Source organism: Mesorhizobium sp. SEMIA396 (assembly GCF_024518615.1).
Taxonomy (GTDB): Bacteria; Pseudomonadota; Alphaproteobacteria; order Rhizobiales; family Rhizobiaceae; genus Mesorhizobium.
In genome coordinates, this window is record NZ_JANIFC010000017.1 from 43,154 (window position 1) to 59,695 (window position 16,542).

General features: G+C 63.0%; 14 protein-coding genes. 9 read left to right on the plus strand and 5 right to left on the minus strand.

What is annotated here, in order from left to right:
* The first annotated feature begins 37 nt into the window (after positions 1-37).
* Positions 38-853 carry a pyrroline-5-carboxylate reductase gene (gene proC / locus NP503_RS30415; RefSeq protein ID WP_127269835.1) on the plus strand — a complete coding sequence of 272 codons (816 nt, stop codon included), beginning with the start codon at positions 38-40 and terminating at the stop codon, positions 851-853.
* Between the two features lie 371 nt (positions 854-1,224).
* On the opposite strand, the gene NP503_RS33320 is transcribed toward proC, so the two are convergent.
* On the minus strand, positions 1,225-1,614 hold the full coding sequence (locus NP503_RS33320; protein ID WP_306256354.1) for a type II toxin-antitoxin system VapB family antitoxin: 390 nt from the start codon (positions 1,612-1,614) through the stop codon (positions 1,225-1,227).
* On the minus strand, positions 1,541-2,854 hold the full coding sequence (locus NP503_RS30425) for an NAD(P)H-dependent oxidoreductase (protein WP_127272181.1): 1,314 nt from the start codon (positions 2,852-2,854) through the stop codon (positions 1,541-1,543). Before NP503_RS30425 ends, NP503_RS33320 begins: the two co-directional genes overlap by 74 nt.
* 340 nt (positions 2,855-3,194) lie before the next feature.
* On the opposite strand from NP503_RS30425, the gene NP503_RS30430 reads away from it, so the two are divergent.
* The 3 genes from NP503_RS30430 (at position 3,195) to NP503_RS30440 (ending at position 5,441) form a co-directional block, all read left to right on the plus strand.
* On the plus strand, positions 3,195-4,601 hold the full coding sequence (locus NP503_RS30430) for a PTS galactitol transporter subunit IIC (protein ID WP_027035737.1): 1,407 nt from the start codon (positions 3,195-3,197) through the stop codon (positions 4,599-4,601).
* 73 nt (positions 4,602-4,674) lie between these two features.
* Positions 4,675-5,136: a PTS sugar transporter subunit IIA gene (locus tag NP503_RS30435; protein ID WP_127267974.1), complete on the plus strand. Its 462-nt coding sequence runs from the start codon at positions 4,675-4,677 to the stop codon at positions 5,134-5,136.
* A 17-nt stretch (positions 5,137-5,153) separates the two neighbouring features.
* Positions 5,154-5,441, plus strand: coding sequence for a PTS sugar transporter subunit IIB (locus NP503_RS30440; protein ID WP_023809203.1), 288 nt, complete (start codon positions 5,154-5,156; stop codon positions 5,439-5,441).
* Between the two features lie 33 nt (positions 5,442-5,474).
* Here the strand turns inward: NP503_RS30440 and NP503_RS30445 are convergent, their stop codons facing one another.
* The 3 genes from NP503_RS30445 to NP503_RS30455 form a co-directional block, all read right to left on the minus strand.
* The gene (locus tag NP503_RS30445) at positions 5,475-6,869 is read right to left on the minus strand and encodes a multicopper oxidase family protein (RefSeq protein ID WP_127267973.1); all 1,395 of its coding nucleotides are present in this window, start codon (positions 6,867-6,869) and stop codon (positions 5,475-5,477) included.
* Positions 6,870-6,972: 103 nt separating this feature from the next.
* Complete coding sequence (gene metH / locus NP503_RS30450) at positions 6,973-10,782, minus strand: methionine synthase (protein ID WP_127272180.1); 3,810 nt, start codon at positions 10,780-10,782, stop codon at positions 6,973-6,975.
* 129 nt (positions 10,783-10,911) lie between these two features.
* Positions 10,912-11,730: an alpha/beta fold hydrolase gene (locus NP503_RS30455; protein ID WP_127272179.1), complete on the minus strand. Its 819-nt coding sequence runs from the start codon at positions 11,728-11,730 to the stop codon at positions 10,912-10,914.
* 188 nt (positions 11,731-11,918) lie between these two features.
* On the opposite strand from NP503_RS30455, the gene NP503_RS30460 reads away from it, so the two are divergent.
* From NP503_RS30460 to NP503_RS30480, 5 genes are read left to right on the plus strand one after another with little or no spacing between them, the layout of a single operon-like run.
* The gene (locus NP503_RS30460; RefSeq protein ID WP_027035742.1) at positions 11,919-13,172 is read left to right on the plus strand and encodes an ABC transporter substrate-binding protein; all 1,254 of its coding nucleotides are present in this window, start codon (positions 11,919-11,921) and stop codon (positions 13,170-13,172) included.
* A 3-nt stretch (positions 13,173-13,175) separates the two neighbouring features.
* Positions 13,176-13,913: an ABC transporter ATP-binding protein gene (locus NP503_RS30465; RefSeq protein WP_027035743.1), complete on the plus strand. Its 738-nt coding sequence runs from the start codon at positions 13,176-13,178 to the stop codon at positions 13,911-13,913.
* Positions 13,910-14,623, plus strand: coding sequence for an ABC transporter ATP-binding protein (locus NP503_RS30470; RefSeq protein WP_127269236.1), 714 nt, complete (start codon positions 13,910-13,912; stop codon positions 14,621-14,623). The genes NP503_RS30465 and NP503_RS30470 overlap by 4 nt, the downstream gene beginning before the upstream one ends.
* A gap of 12 nt (positions 14,624-14,635) precedes the next feature.
* Positions 14,636-15,511, plus strand: a complete 876-nt coding sequence (locus NP503_RS30475) for a branched-chain amino acid ABC transporter permease (RefSeq protein WP_127269237.1) — start codon at positions 14,636-14,638, stop codon at positions 15,509-15,511.
* Positions 15,508-16,542 carry a branched-chain amino acid ABC transporter permease gene (locus NP503_RS30480; protein ID WP_127269238.1) on the plus strand — a complete coding sequence of 345 codons (1,035 nt, stop codon included), beginning with the start codon at positions 15,508-15,510 and terminating at the stop codon, positions 16,540-16,542. Before NP503_RS30475 ends, NP503_RS30480 begins: the two co-directional genes overlap by 4 nt.

The following is a 16,542-nucleotide window of genomic DNA, read 5'->3' on the forward strand; positions in this document are numbered from 1 at the left end:
AGCGTCTATGTGAAAGCCTTCCTTCGGAGGGCTTTTGATGACGATCAGGCTTGTTCTCGCCGGCTGCGGCAATATGGGTTACGCCATGCTCTCAGGCTGGCTGAAATCCGGTAAGCTTGCGCCATCGGCGGTTTTCGTGGTCGAGCCCAATGCCGATCTGCGCAATCGCGCGGCCACGCTGGGCTGCGCGACATCAGCCGATGCCGGCAGCATCCCGGCCGATGCCGTGCCCGATCTCGTCGTCATCGCGGTGAAGCCGCAGGTGATCCGCGATGTCACCTCCGCCTACAAGCGTTTCGGCGATGGCCGCACCACCTTCGTCAGCATCGCCGCCGGCACGCCGGCCAACACCTTCGAGGAAATCCTCGGCAGCCGCGCGCCGATCGTGCGCTGCATGCCCAACACACCCGCGGCAATCGGCAAGGGCATGATGGTGGTGTTCTCCAACAAGCTCGTGTCGGATGACACCAAGCGTTTCGTCGCCGATCTTTTGTCGGCGAGCGGCGAAGTGGCCACCATCGACGACGAGGGCCTGATGGATGCGGTGACCGCCGTCTCCGGATCTGGGCCGGCCTACATCTTCCATTTCATCGAAGCGCTGACCGTGGCCGCCGAGAAGGCCGGGCTGCCAACGGCGACCGCCAAGCTGCTCGCCATGCAGACAGTCTATGGCGCCGCCTCGCTCGCCGCCGAAAGCGGCGAGGAACCGGGCGTGCTGCGCCAGCAGGTCACCAGCCCCAACGGCACGACGGCCGCGGCGCTGGCCGTGCTGATGGGCGAGCACCGGCTGACGCGCCTTCTCACAGAGGCGGTGGAGGCTGCGCGGCTGCGGTCGGTCGAGCTGGGGAAGTAATCGTCAACTCCTCCGCTGCCGAAGTTTTGATGGGTCGGACGTGCTTGCGTTGATGGCTTGGCGGAAATGCACATCGCTTCGTCATCCTGGGGCGAAGCAAGGAGCGCAGCGACGCGGCGCAGACCCCAGGATCCATGCCGCGACTTCAAAGCGCTGCTGCGGTGCAGAATTCTGCTCCGCTGCATTCCTCGACCAAGATCACGGCATGGATCCTCGGGTCTCCGCGACGTCGCTTCGCTCCTGCTCCGCCCGTGGATGACGAAGTTGGGAAGGCTCCGGTCAATCCCGAATGTCTACGATGATCCATCGAAACGAACGACGAAATCCGAGCTGCCAGCAGGCCTTCCAACGTGACAACCCCTGTGCACCTGTCAGGCGTCATTCTGGCCGCCACCCCACATGGCATCGATCTCATTCTTGCTCACGACCCGGCCAGCCTTGCCCGCTTTGGACCTCAAATCACCGGCGATTGCAGCCAGCCGTTCCGCCAGAGGCATACGGGCGTTTTTCAGTTCACTTTCAAGCGCTTCGATAACCGCTCTGGTCATGGAAACCTTGCGCTTGGCGGCAAGCTGGCGAGCCAGTTCGCGGGCAAGCGGATTCCTGATTCGAAGGTTCATGTGACCGACCTTGGCGACATTTGCCCCACAATCTATCATTTGTCGTAGCAGCGCCAGCGTGGTCCTTTCAGGCCCCGTAGAGCATCTCGTCCTGCAGCCGGCGCAAGGCGAACAGCCTTGTCGTCTGGTCGGGCGACGCATTGTCTGACGTCAGCAATTCGCCTTTCCTGACCGGTTTCAGCACCTTGCCGCCCTCGAGCAGGCCGACCGGCACGGCGCGCTGGGCACGGGCTTCGCCGACGGTCATCGTCCAGGAGCGGTAACAGGTCTCGCCGATCGCATCGAAGGTCTCGCCGGCGGCGAGATCCCGCTTGGCGACCGCACAGACTTCGGCAACGGGTTGCGGCAGCGGCACCATGTCGGGCTTGCCGAAAAGCATGATGCGGGCGGCGGTCAGCGGCACCTCCAGTGAGGTCAGATGATAGGGCCTAAACAGGCTGTAGTAGGGGCCGTGGCCGATATGCAGGTCGTCCATGCGCTCGATGATGCGCGGATGCGTCGCCTCGACGATGACGAACACGCCAGGCGCGACGCCCTTGCCGACCGTGTAGTCGACGACGCCTTTCCTGAGCAACAGACCGCCATCCTCGCGCGGGATCAGCACCTTGGCGAGGTCATCGCGGTCGGCCTTGGGGCCGTGCATGCCGGGCACGTCGGGCACCAGCCCGGTGGCGTTGGCGATGGCACACATCTCGACCATGGTCTTGGAACCGTCGACGAACTCGACCAGCATGCGCGGGTTCATGTTGCGGCGGATGGCTTCGGCGCGATAGTCGTCCGGTACGGCATCGTGGTTGAGCGGGTTGTTCTTGCCCTTGCCGGCCGAGACGATGGTCAGCCCGAGCGCCGACGCGAATTCGATCAGTTCCATGCAGCTCGACGGCTCGTCGCCCGCACCCACCGAATAGACGACGCCAAGCCGGTCGGCCTGCTGCTTGAGGTAGCAGCCGATGGTGACGTCGGCCTCGACGTTCATCATCACCAGATGCTTGCCGTGCTCCATCGCCATGAGGTCGAAATCGGCGGCGACGCCCGGCTTGCCGGTGGCGTCGATGACGACGTCGATCAGCGGATTGGTGACCAGCATCTCGTTCGAAGTGACGGCGATCTTGCCGCTCTCGATAGCGCCGGTGACTTTCGACGCGGTGTCGGCTTCGACGGCCATGGCTTCGTCGCCATAGGCGATACGGATGGCATCGCGCGCGGTGTGCGGGCGGCGCGTCGAGACGGCGCAGATCGAAATGCCTGGCATCAGCATGCCTTGGGTGACCAGATCGGTGCCCATTTCGCCCGAACCGATGACACCGATGCGCACCGGGCGGCCCTCGGCGGCACGCCTGGCGAGATCGCGGGCAAGGCCGGTCAGGGCGACGTTGGTCATGCAGGAATGTCCACAGCTTCGTGATTTGAGGTCGGATAGCAGGGAACGGGTTCTATTTGCCAACGAAACCCGGTCGCGACCGGCAATTTCCCGCGAAATCGTCTCGGAAGGGACGACCGCCGAGGCTCGATTGGCCGAAGCGCAACCAATTGACATCGCAGCTGACAACCCCAATAAAACATTCGTTTGTCAACAAAGGCAAATGTTCACCGACGCGACAGTCGGAAAGCATTCGCCTCTGGGGCAAATTGGGGAGTGTCTTTGCGCCGGGGCGTCAAAGGCTGGATGGAGCATCATTGCGAGGCGTCGAGCGAAGGCTCGCGGCTCCAGGGGAGGAAAAATGGATACTGTTCTCGCGGGCCTAAAAGGGGCCATCGATACGCTTGGCCCGACGATCCTGCTGCCAATTGTCATTTTCATCATCGCCGTGGTTCTGGGCGCCAAGGTCAGCAAGGCTTTTCGCGCCGCCGTCACCATCGGCGTCGCCTTCATCGGCATCAATCTGGTGCTTGGCCTCATGTTCACGTCGATTGGCGACGTCGCCAAGGCCATCGTCACCAACACCGGCATTCATCGCGACATCATCGATGTCGGCTGGCCCTCCGCGGCCGCGATCGCCTTCGGCTCGTCGGTCGGCCTTTGGGTCATTCCGGTCGGCATCCTCGTCAACATCGTGCTGTTGCTGACACGCATGACGCGCACGCTCAATGTCGACGTCTGGAATTTCTGGCACTTCGCCTTTGTCGGCTCGCTGGTGGTCGCCGCAACCGACAATCTGGCCTATGGCATCGCGGTCGCAGCACTTGTCGCAGCACTCTCGCTGCTGTTCGCCGACTGGTCGGCGCGCGCGGTACAGCAGTTCTACGGCGTGCCCGGCATTTCGGTGCCGCATCTCGCCTCGGCACAGATCCTGCCGATCGCCATTGTGCTCAACTGGATCATGGACCGCATTCCCGGGATCAACCGCATCAACATCAACACCGATACGATCGAGCGCAGGTTCGGCGTGTTCGGCGAACCTGTCGTGATGGGCCTCATCATCGGCCTCGTGCTTGGTGCAATCGCGTTCTACAATGCGGGTGATCTCAGCGTGGTGCTGGCCAAGGTTCTGGGCACCGGCATGACACTGGCCGCGGTGATGCTGCTGCTGCCGCGCATGGTCAAGATCCTGATGGAGGGGCTGATCCCCGTCTCCGACGCCGCACAGGCGTTCGTGCGCAAGCGCACCGGTGACCGAGAGCTTCTCGTTGGCCTCGATTCGGCGATCCTGATCGGCCATCCGGCCGCGATCTCGTCGTCGCTGATCCTGGTGCCGATCGCGATCATCCTGTCCATCATCCTGCCGGGCAACCGCGTCATCCTGTTCGCCGACCTCGCGGTCATCCCCTTCATCGTCGCCATGACCGCGCCGCTGGTCAAAGGCAACGTGTTCCGCATGGTGGTGATCGGCACGGTGACGCTGGCCATCGGCTTCTACGTCGCCAACGCGCTGGCGCCGCTGTTCACCAGCGCAGCAGTCTCGTCGGGCTTCAAGCTGCCGGCGGACGCGCTGCAGATCACCTCGGTGGTCGACGGCTTCCTGTGGGTGCCTTACGTGGTCATCGAGGCGATCCAGGGGATGGGGCTTGTCGGCATCATCGTGATCGCAGTGGTCATCGCGGCATTGTTTGTCCTCTACCGCCGCAATCCGCTCGGCTGGGAGCGGGCCGCGGGCGCCGAGGACGAGCCGGCCGAAGAGACGGCCTGAACCTGATAGCGTCCACCCTCAAACCGATCGTGCGCCCTTCCCGCGGCGCACGATTTCATAGACGGAGCAAAGAATGTCCGACGGACTCATGCAGCTTCTGGACCCTGACGCGATCGTGCTCGGATCCGATGCCTCGACCAATGAGGAGATCATCCGCATCCTGGCGGGCCGGCTGGAGAGACTTGGCTATGTCAAAAGCAGCTATGCCGACGCGGTCGTGCGCCGCGAATTGACCATCCCGACCGGACTGCCGCTGGAACGCTCCGATAATGTCGCGGTGCCGCACACCGATCCGGAGCATGTGCTGAAGCCTGGCATCGCGATGGGCACATTGAAGCAACCAGTGACCTTCGCCAACATGGAGGATCCCGACGAGATGCTGCCGGTCGGCTTCGTCTTCCTGCTTGCCATCAACGACAAGGACAAGCAGATTGAGGCGCTGCAGGCCGTCATGGCCACCATCCAGAACCCGCAAGCCTTGGATGATTTGAGGTCGGCCAGAACCCTCGAAGACGTGCGAGCCGTACTCGGCTGAAACAAGGAGAAGCAGAGATGTCGAGACAGAAAACCATTCTCTTTGCCTGCGGCACGGGCATCGCCACCTCGACCGCGGTCAATGTCGCCGTCACCGAGGAAATGAAGAAACGCGGCCTCACCTTCAATGCCCAGCAGGCGAAGGCCACCGAAGTGCCCGGACTGGCCGACAATGTCGACTTCATCGTCGCAACCACCCCGATCTCCGCTTCGGTCACCAAGCCGGTGATCAAGGGCCTCGCCTTCCTCACCGGCATCGGCAAGGACAAGGTGCTCGACGAGATCGAGGCGCAGTTGCGCAAATGACGGCACAGACGCTACGCGCAGGCTGACGCGGCTTCACACCACCCTGACATAGCTCGTCATTCCCGATTTCTGGTGCTCGATGATGTGGCAGTGCAGCAGCCAATCGCCGGGATTGTCGGCGACGAAGCCGAGCTGAACCTTCTCGTTGGGCTGGATGAGATAGGTGTCGGAAATCACAGGCTGAACCTGGCGCGTCGAGGATGACAGCACTTTGAAGCTCATACCGTGCAGATGCATCGGATGAGATTGCGGCGTCAGGTTCTCCATGTCGATGACGTAGCTTTGGCCAAGCTTCAATTCGGCCAGTGGCGCGGTCGGGTCCTTGGTGTCGCCTGGCCACGGCACTTTGTTGAGGGCCCAGAAACTATAGCCAAGCGAACCGCAGATGCCATCGCTCGGGACGTTTTCCGCCGTGGCGCTTAGTGCCAGGGAAATATGCCTGGCACTGGCGAGATCCACTTCCGCCACCGGATTGAGCTCCAGCGGAGCAACATCGCGAATGTCCCGTTTGAGGGATTTTCCTGTCGCGCGCAGGGTCGCCAGGATTTTTGGCTTGGTGCCCCTGACGTCCCTCAAGCTGACCATCGCGCCTTCATTGTCGGGCATGCGTATGGCCAGCTCCATGCGCTGGCCGGGTCCGAGCAGCAAGGCGTCGGGCGAAAAACGCTCAGGCACCGGATTGCCGTCGAGCGCCATGACACTCGCCTCCGCACCGTCGACGCGGAAAGCGTAGATGCGCGTCACGTCGGTGATGGCGACACGCAGCCGCGCAAGTCCGCCGGCCGGCGCATCATATTGCGGCTGGTCGAGCCAGTTGGCGGTGCGTACCGTGCCGTAAGTGCCGGTTCTCGCGGCATCGCGCGGCCGGAACTGGTCGATGAACTGACCGTCGTCGCCGAGGCGCCAGTCGCGCAAATTGAGGACGATTTCGGCATCGAATTTCGGATCGTTGGGATTCTCGACCACGATCACGCCGGTCAGGCCATGGCCCATCTGCTCCAGCGTGTTGCAATGCGGGTGGTACCAGAAGGTGCCGGCATCGGGCGACGTGAAGGCGTAGTCGAAATGATCGCCGGTGTAGACGTAGGGCTGTACCAGAAACGGCACGCCGTCCATCTTGTTGGGAACGCGAATACCGTGCCAGTGGATCGTCGTCGGATCGTCGATCGCGTTGACAAGGCGTGCTGCGAAGGGCTCGCCCTTTTTCATCCTGAGCACGGGCGGCATTCCGGCGTTGCCATAGGTCAGCACATCCCTGGTCTGGCCGACATCCATCAGCTTCGCCTGGATCTTTGCCGTCTGCAAAACCACCGGCTCAGGCGTCGCGGCGGCCCAGCCACCAAGCCGGCCCATCGCCGAAAGCCCGATCCCGCCCGCGCCGGCAACCGCAGCCGTCTTCAAAAGCCTGCGGCGTGTGAGTAAGGTCATTCGGCGCTCCAACTATAAAGACGGCTGCCCGCGCAGGTGTAACCGCCGCGCCACGGATCACAAGCCGGCAACCAGCGCAAATTCTGTTGAACGCATGGCGCCGCTATTCAGCCGCCTCGGCATAGTGTGCCGGTACGTAGTTGAGGATGGGGCCAAGCCAGCGCTCTACCTCGGCCAATGGCATCGCCTTGCGGCGTGCGTAATCCTCGACCTGGTCGCGTTCGACCTTGGCGACGCCGAAATAATAGCTTTCGGGATGCGCCAGATAGATGCCTGATACCGAGGAACCCGGCCACATTGCATAGCTTTCGGTCAGGCTCACGCCTGCATTGCGCTCACCGTCGAGCAGCCGGAACAAAGTCGCCTTCTCGGTGTGATCGGGCTGCGCCGGATAGCCGGGCGCCGGACGAATGCCGCGATAGGGTTCGCCGATCAGTTCGTCCGGCGCCAGCGCTTCATCTGAAGCATAGCCCCAGAATTCCTTGCGCACCTTCTCATGCATCCGCTCGGCAAAGGCTTCGGCGAAGCGGTCTGCCAGCGCCTTGACCATGATCGACGAATAATCATCATTCGCTCGCTCGAACCGTTCGGCGATAGCCACCTCCTCGATGCCGGCGGTGACGATAAAGCCGCCGATGTAATCCGGCTTGCCGCACTCCGCTGGCGCGACGAAGTCCGCCAGTGCGACATTGGCCTTGCCGTCGCGCTTGGTCAGCTGCTGGCGCAAGGTAAAGAAGGTCGCCAGTTCCTGCGACCGCTTTTCGTCCGTGAACAGCCTGATGTCGTCGCCGACGGCATTGGCCGGCCAGAAACCGACGACGCCGCGCGGCGCGAACCATTTCTCGGCGATGATCTGCTTCAGCATCGCCTGCGCATCCTCGAACAGCTGGCGCGCGGCGGCGCCTTGCGCCTCGTCTTCGAGAATTTTGGGATAACGGCCCTTCAGCTCCCAAGTCTGGAAGAACGGCGTCCAATCGATGTAGCGCGCGAGTTCGGTGAGATCCCAGTTCACGAATACCTTGACGCCGGTAAAGGACGGCTTCGGCGGCTCGTAGGCAGACCAGTCGATCCGGTGCGCATTGGCCCTCGCCTTGGCCAGCGGCAGCCGTTGCTTGTCGGCTTCGGAGCGGGCATGCGCATCGGCGACCTTCTTGTATTCGGTGCGCACCGTGTCGACATAGCCGCCCTTGGTCTCGTTCGACAGCAAGGACGACACGACACCCACCGCCCGGCTGGCGTCGGTGACGTAGACCGTCTGGCCCTTGGTGTAGCGCGGGTGGATCTTCACCGCCGTGTGCACACGGCTGGTCGTCGCGCCGCCGATCAGCAGCGGAATGTCGAAGCCTTCACGCTCCATTTCCGAAGCCATGTGCACCATCTCATCGAGAGACGGCGTGATCAGGCCGGAAAGGCCGATGACATCGACATTTTGCTCACGGGCCGTCTGCAGGATCTTGGCCGCCGGCACCATGACGCCGAGATCGACGATCTCGTAGTTGTTGCAGGCGAGCACGACGCCGACGATGTTCTTGCCGATGTCATGGACATCGCCCTTGACCGTCGCCATCAGGATCTTGCCCGCTGTCTGGCGTTCGCCATTGTCGATGCCGTTGGCGGCGTTGGCCAGCTTCTCGGCCTCCATATGCGGCAGCAATCCGGCGACGGCCTGCTTCATCACCCGCGCCGATTTCACCACTTGCGGCAGGAACATCTTGCCCGCGCCGAACAGGTCGCCGACGACGTTCATGCCGGCCATCAGCGGGCCTTCGATGACATGCAGCGGCCGCTCGGCGGCAAGCCGCGCTTCCTCGGTGTCGGCGTCGATGAATTCGGTGATGCCGTTGACCAGTGCATGGCTGATCCGCTGTTCGACAGTCCATTCGCGCCAGGCGAGATCGCGCTCCTGCGCTTCCTTCCCGGCCGTGCCTTTGAAGCGTTCGGCAATCTCCAGCATGCGTTCGGTGGCGGTGCCGCCGGCCCTGGGCGCGCGGTTGAGCACGACGTCCTCGCAGGCCTCGCGCAGATCAGGCTCGATCGTATCGTAGACGGCAAGCTGACCGGCATTGACGATGCCCATGTCCATGCCGCGCTGGATGGCATGGTAGAGGAACACGGCATGCATGGCCTCGCGCACCGGCTCGTTGCCGCGGAACGAGAAGGACAGGTTCGACACGCCGCCGGAGATATGAACATGCAGCAGCGTCGCGGTGATCTCGCCGGCCGCCTCGATGAAGTCGACACCGTAATTGTCGTGCTCCTCGATGCCGGTGGCAATGGCGAAGACATTGGGATCGAAGACGATGTCCTCGGGCGGGAAGCCGGCCTGCTCGGTCAGGAGCTTGTAGGCGCGCGTGCAGATCTCGACCTTGCGCGCCTTGGTGTCGGCCTGGCCGTCCTCATCGAAAGCCATGACGACCACGGCGGCGCCATAGGCCCGCACCAGCCTGGCATGATGCAGGAATGCCTCTTCGCCCTCCTTCATCGAAATGGAGTTGACCAGCGGCTTGCCCTGCACGCATTTCAAGCCGGCTTCGATGATCTCCCATTTCGAACTGTCGACCATGACGGGAACGCGGGCTATGTCCGGCTCGGCGGCGATCAGGTTGAGATAGTCGACCATCGCCTTCTTCGAATCGATCAGCCCCTCGTCCATGTTGATGTCGATGATCTGCGCGCCATTGGCGACCTGGTCGCGCGCGACGTCGAGCGCGGCGACATAGTCGCCTGCCGTGATCAGTTTCCTGAACTTGGCCGAGCCGGTGACGTTAGTGCGCTCGCCTACATTGACGAACGGAATCTCGTCGGTGAGCGTGAACGGCTCCAGCCCGGACAGGCGCATCTTGGGCTCGATGTCTGGAATGGCACGTGGCGGATATTTCTTCACCGCTTCGGCGATGGCGCGGATGTGCTCGGGCGTCGAACCGCAGCAGCCGCCGACGACATTGACCAGTCCCTCGCGGGCAAACTCCTCGATCTGCGCGGCCATGAAGTCCGGGCTCTCGTCATACCGACCGAATTCATTGGGCAGGCCGGCATTCGGATAGGCGCAGGTGAAGGTGTTGGCGACGCCTGAAATCTCGGCCAGATGCGCCCGCATCGCATTGGCGCCGAGCGCGCAGTTGAGGCCGATGGTGAAGGGGCTGGCATGGCGCACCGAATGCCAGAAGGCGGTCGGCGTCTGGCCCGACAGCGTGCGGCCGGAGAGGTCCGTGATGGTGCCCGAAATCATCACCGGCAGGCGCACGCCCTTTTCGATGAAGATCTCTTCCGCTGCGAAGATCGCCGCCTTGGCATTCAGCGTGTCGAAGATCGTCTCGATCAGGATGATGTCGGCGCCGCCATCGATCAACCCGCGCAGCTGCTCGCCATAGGCGAGGCGCAGGTCGTCGAAGGTCACGGCGCGGTAGCCGGGATTGTTGACGTCGGGCGACATCGAGGCGGTGCGGTTGGTCGGCCCGAGTGCGCCGGCGACAAAGCGGCGCTTACCGTCCTGCTGCTCGGCACGAACAGCAGCGCGGTGTACCAGCCGCGCGCCATCGCGGTTCAGCGCGTAGACGGCATCTTCCATGCCGTAGTCGGCCTGTGCGATCGAGGTCGAGGAGAAAGTGTTGGTTTCGAGGATGTCGGCGCCCGCGATGGCGTATTGATAGTGGATCTCCTCGATCGCCCCGGGCTGCGTCAGGATCAGAAGATCGTTGTTGCCTTGCTGATGGCAGGCGCAGCCGGCGAAGGCCTCGCCGCGAAACTGGTCCTCGTCAAAGCCGAGGCCCTGGATCTGTGTGCCCATGGCGCCGTCGAGGATGAGAATGCGCTCGCGTGCTGCCGCAGTGAGCGCCGCAAGCACTTCCGAACCGTCGGGTTTTGCCGCTACGGGGCCGAACAATGCGTCCAGCGATGCAGAATTCTGCGACATTTTTTATCCCTTTGGCGACAGACCTTTTCATGTCACATAAGGATATCTTTATGTCAATATACGACAGATGCTCGCCATTGTCACCCCACCCATCACGAAGTGGGGTCTGAGGCGCGGTTTACTACGAACCTACGCTCTGTCGACGCTTGCCAGGAAGCGGGCGAAGATCGGATCAAAACGATCCGGCGAATCCCAGAACGGCGCGTGGCCGGATTTGTCGAGCAGATGGGCCTTGCCTTCCCATAGATTGGAGAATTTCACAGCGGAGACGAAATCGGTGTTGACGAATGGCTCGTCGATGCCGTTCAGAACGGCGATCGGCGGCGTCTTGCCGGCCACGATTTCGCGCTGGTTCCGGCCGGTGCCGGCCGCGAACTTTTCGAACATCAGGCGCCGCGCCCGCCCATCGGTGCGCGCCACCGTGTCGATGAGAAACGGCTCGAACGGCTCGCCGCAAGTGCTGCGCGCATAGGCCTCGACATCGGCGCCGCTGAAGGTTTCCTGCCCCGCGAGGTGCATATGCGGGCTCGGCTTGAATCCGTTGCCGACCTCCTCGGGCGAGACGGGCGGCGTGCCGGTGATCATCAGGCCAAGCAGGCCGGGAAAGCGGTCGATCATCTCAAGCCCGATATGGCCGCCGAGCGACCAGCCGAAGACGATGGCCTTGTCGATGCCGAGCAGCCCAAGCACTTCGGTCATGGCATCGGCATAGCCTTCCATGCTGTAGGAACGCTCAGGATCGATCGCATCGCCGGACGCTCCGTGGCCGGGCAGGTCGGGAGCGATCAGGTGGTAGCGCTCGCCCAACGGGCCGTCCAACTGGTTGCGGAAAACGGCGCTGGAAGATGAATTGCCGTGGATCAGCATGACAGCGGTGCCCTGGCCACTGGTCTGGCGCACCGCGATCTTGCCGTGGCTGGTGTCAAGGGTCTTCTGCGCGATCGTCATTGTCCGCTCCGTTATAATTGCCTTGTTTTAGTGCAGTTGCGCAGCAAAGCGCCACGGCTTCCATACCTTTGCGGGAACCATCTTCCCGGCCAGGTTGCGTTGAAAAATCCTTTTCAAATAAGAACAATTATGCGTAGATTGTCAATTATCCAACTCCCGATGAACGGGAGGAAACAGGGAACAGCACGATGAAGCCCAAATCCGCCGCAAGTCGAATCCGCCATATGCTGATGAGCACCACGCTGATCGGCATGTTTGCCGCATCAGCCGCCCCCGCCTTTGCCGACGTCGTCAAGATCGGCCTGCTTGCGCCGCTGACCGGCCCTGCCGCGGCGGACGGCCAGGAATTCCAGCGCGGCGTGCAGATGGCCATCGACGAGGCCAACGCAGCCGGCGGCGTTGCCGGGGATACGTTCGAACTGGTGGTCGGCGACGTCAAGGATCAGTCCGCCGGCAACGTCACCAGCGCGGTCGAGCGCCTGCTTGGCGATCCGGGCGTGCACTTCATGCTGACCGGCTATGCCAGCCTGACCAATTTCGAGATCGACAACATGGCCGAGGCGGAAATGCCCTACATGCTGGCGGCCACCTCGCAGCAGACCAGGGACATCATCGCGCCGAGCCCCGACAAATATATGTGCTGCTGGTCGCTGACCCCTTCCTTCGACGCCTACAACACCGACGTAACCCTGTTCGTCGAGAAGCTCGCGGCCGATGGCAAGATCACCCTGCCGACCAAGAAGGTCGCCATCATCTCGTCCGACAACGCCTATTCGAAGACCATCTCCGAAGGCATGAAGAAGACCTTCAAGGAGAAGGGCTGGACCATCACCGTCGACGAGATCGTGCCATTCGGCGAAGTGACCGACTGGCGTTCGATCCTCGCCAAGGTGCGCGAGAACGTTCCCGATGTCGTCATCAACACCGACTATCTGCCCGGCAATTCGGCGTCGTTCCTGAACCAGTTCCTCGAGCAGCCGACCAAGAGCCTCGTCTTCCTGCAATACGCACCGAGCGTTCCGGAATTCGTCGAGCTGACCGGCAAGAAGTCGGATGGTGTCATCTACAACCTGCTCGGCGGCGCGCTGACGACGCCGAAGAACCCGCGCGCCGATGAGGTGGCGGCCAAGTTCAAGGCAAAATACGGCGTCGAGAGCGGCACCTACGGCGTCGGCCTCTACGAAATGACCAATGTCTATTTCGACGCGGTCAAGAAGGTCGGCGGCGCATCCGACCATGCGGCGATCATGAAGGCGCTGTCGGAGACCGACAAGCAGGTCGCGGAAGGGCGGCTGAAATTCGATCCCGCCACCCACCTTGCCACGCAGGGCGACGACTATATTCCAATCACCTTCTTCCAGATCTGGGATGGCCAGCGCACGCTGATCTCGCCGGAAAAATACGCCACCGGCGCCTTCAAGCTCCAGCCCTGGATGAAGTAGGGAATGGCCCTGCTTGAACTGGACGACGTGTCGAAGGCCTTCGGTTCGCTGAAGGCCGTCGACGGCGTGTCGTTCAAGGTCGAAGCCGGCGAGATCTTCGGCATCGCCGGCCCGAACGGCAGCGGCAAGAGCACGCTGTTCAACATCATCACCGGCATCCCGTTCGGCCCCGACCGGGGCCAGATCCGCTTTGACGGTCTTGCCATAAACGGCAAATCGGGACACGCGATCGCGCGCCTCGGCCTTGCCCGCACGTTTCAGCGCGAGACCAGCTTCGACGGGCTGACCGTGTTCGAGAACGCGCTGATCGGCGCCAGCTACGGCAAGCAGGAAAAAACGGCCGTGGCAGCTCGCGATGCCGCCGCCGAGGCGCTGGAATTCGTCGGGCTCGGGTCCGCGTCCTTCGGGCGGCTGGCCGGAGAGTTGTCCGTCTTCGAGCGCAAATGCCTGATGCTGGCCACCGCGATCGCCATGAAGCCACGCATGCTCTTGCTCGACGAGCCGGCATCGAGCCTGACCAAGCCCGAGATCGAGACGTCTATCGGCCTGATCCGCCGCACCGCCGAACGCGGCATCACCATCCTTCTGATCGAGCACGTGCTGACCTTCCTGATGAGCCTTTCGCAACATCTGCTGGTGCTCAACAATGGCCGCGTCCTGGCCGCTGGCGACCCGGCCGGCGTGATCGCCGACCCGCGCGTCATCGAAGCCTATCTCGGCACCAGGAGATCGGCGGCGTGAACCCCATTCTCAGCGTCGAAGGCGTCACCGCCGGCTATGGCCGCGTCACCGTGCTGCACGATATCTCGCTGGAGGCCGGCCGTTTCGGCAATGTCGGCCTGTTCGGCCCCAACGGCCATGGCAAGACGACGCTGCTGCGCGCAGTCTCCGGGCTGCTGCAGCCGAAGAGCGGCCGCATTCTGTTCGACGGGCAAGACATTGCCGGCCGCAGCGCACGCGCCATCGTCGGCGCCGGTCTGATCCATGTGCCGCAAGGCAACCGGCTGTTTCCCGATCTCTCGATCGCCGACTGCATGGCGCTCGGCGCCTATTCGCCAAGGGCCCGGCCGCATGAGGCGGAGAACCGTGAGAAGGTGATCAAGCTGTTTCCGAAACTGGCGGAACGCTGGCGCCAGCGCGTGCGCACATTGTCGGGCGGCGAGCGCCAGATGGTGTCGATCGGCACCGCGCTGATGAGCCATCCGCGCCTGCTGATCCTGGACGAGCCGACGCTGGGGCTGGCGCCCAAGATCAAGGACGAACTCTGCGCCTCCGTCATGGACATTTCGCGCGGCGGCGTGCCGCTGATCGTCGTCGAGCAGGATATCGAATTCCTGCTGGAGCTGACGCAGCAACTCTACCTCGTCAACCATGGCGCGGTGGCGACCGAGATCAAGCCGGGCGAAAGCCTCGACCACGGCGAGATCATGTCGATGTATTTTGGCCATTAGGAAAATCCGAAGATGAGCGCATTGGCGGAAATCCTGTTCGGCGGCCTGTTCCAGGGCTCGCTCTACGCCATGATGGCGGTCGGGCTGGCTCTGGTCTGGACGACGATCGGCGTGTTCAATTTCAGCCATGGCGTGTTCATGATGCTGGGCGCCTACATCGCCTGGCAGCTGGTCGAACTCGGCCTGCCGGCGGCGGTCGCCTTTCCGATCGCCGTCGTCGTCATGGCCGGCGTCGGCTGGATCCTGCAGGCGAGCGTCGTGCGGCCGCTGATCGGCCGACCCAACATCGTGCTGGTCGTCGTCATCACCACGCTGGCGGCCGGGTCGCTGATCGAGAACGGCGCGCTGACCATCTGGGGACCGCGCTCGAAACAGATCCCGGCGCTGATCGCCGGCAACGCCACCATCGGGGGCGTCGGCGTCTCCCTGCACCAGATCGCCATCATCGTGATCACGCCGCTGATCCTGGCCGCACTTTGGGTGTTCCTCAACCGCACGCGGCTGGGGCTGGCGCTCCGCGCCGTGGCGCAAAATGAAGATGCCAGCCACCTTGTCGGGCTGAACGTCACCGCGCTCTATGGGCTGGCCTTCGCCATTGCCGCTTCGCTGGCCGGGCTCGCCGGCATCTTCATGGGCGGCTACCGTTTCATGTCGCCGGTGATGGGCAGCGACCCGCTGCTCAAGGCGCTGATCGTCGTCGTTTTCGGCGGCATATCGAGCGTATCGGGTCCGATCTTCGCCGCCTATCTGATCGGCTTCTTCGAGGCAGCCTGCAGCTATTATTTCGGCTTGTACTGGACGCCGGCACTGCTGTTCGGCGTGCTCATCCTGACCCTGATGGTGCGCCCCGAGGGCATCTTTGCCAGCCGCTCCCGAGGCCTAGCATGACCGACACGACATCGCTGATCGCGCCTGGCCACGCCGAGGCGGCAACCCCGATCGCTCCAGGCCGCACGCCGTGGAAGCAGGAGGCCATCGGCTTCGTGCTCGGCTTCGCCCTGCTGGCGCTGCTGCCGCTGATCTTCGGTGACACCTATGCCCGCCACATCCTGATCATGGCCTTCATCTATGCGATCGTCGCCTCGAACTGGGACCTCAGCCTCGGTTATGGCGGCGTCTTCAATTTCGGCCATCTGGCGCTGTTCGGCATCGGCGTCTATGCCTACAGCCTGCTGACCAAGCTGGCCGAATTCGACCCGTGGATCGCGCTGTTTGCCAGCGGTGTCATCGCAACCCTGGCGGCGATCCTGGTGACCATCCCGATCCTGCGGCTGAAGGGCATCTACATCATCCTGGTCACTTTCGGCTTCGCGCAGCTGGTGATGCAGGTGATCATCAGCCAGTCGGCCATCACCGGCGGCACGCAAGGGCTGGTGCGCATTCCCGGACTCTATATCTTCGACCATAACATGGTCCGCGACGGCAAATCAGCCTATTTCTACATCGCGCTGGCACTGCTGGTGGCAAGTACGCTGTTCCTGCGCGTGTTTGTGCGCTCACGCGCCGGGGCCAGTATCGTCGCCTTGCGCGACAATGAGGAATACGCCATCAGCCGCGGCGTCTCGATCGTGCGCCAGCGCATGCTGACGCTTGCCGCGAGCGCCTTCTTCACCGGCATCGCCGGCGCCTTTTACGCCGCCTACCAGCGCAATGCCTCGATCGACGTCTTCGGCATGAGCCTGGCGACCATCATCCTGTCGATGGTGCTGCTTGGCGGCACCAGCACCATCTACGGCGCCATCGTCGCCTCCTTCGTGCTGACGATCTTCGCCGAATGGATGGCCGATTTCGGCGCGTGGCGGCCGATGATCACGGCGATGCTGATCATCGGCGTGATGCTGGCCTACCCGAGCGGCCTGGTCGGCATGATCAAGGCTTCATGGGGCGCCGTCGCCGGACGCCTGAAACGCCCGGGCTGA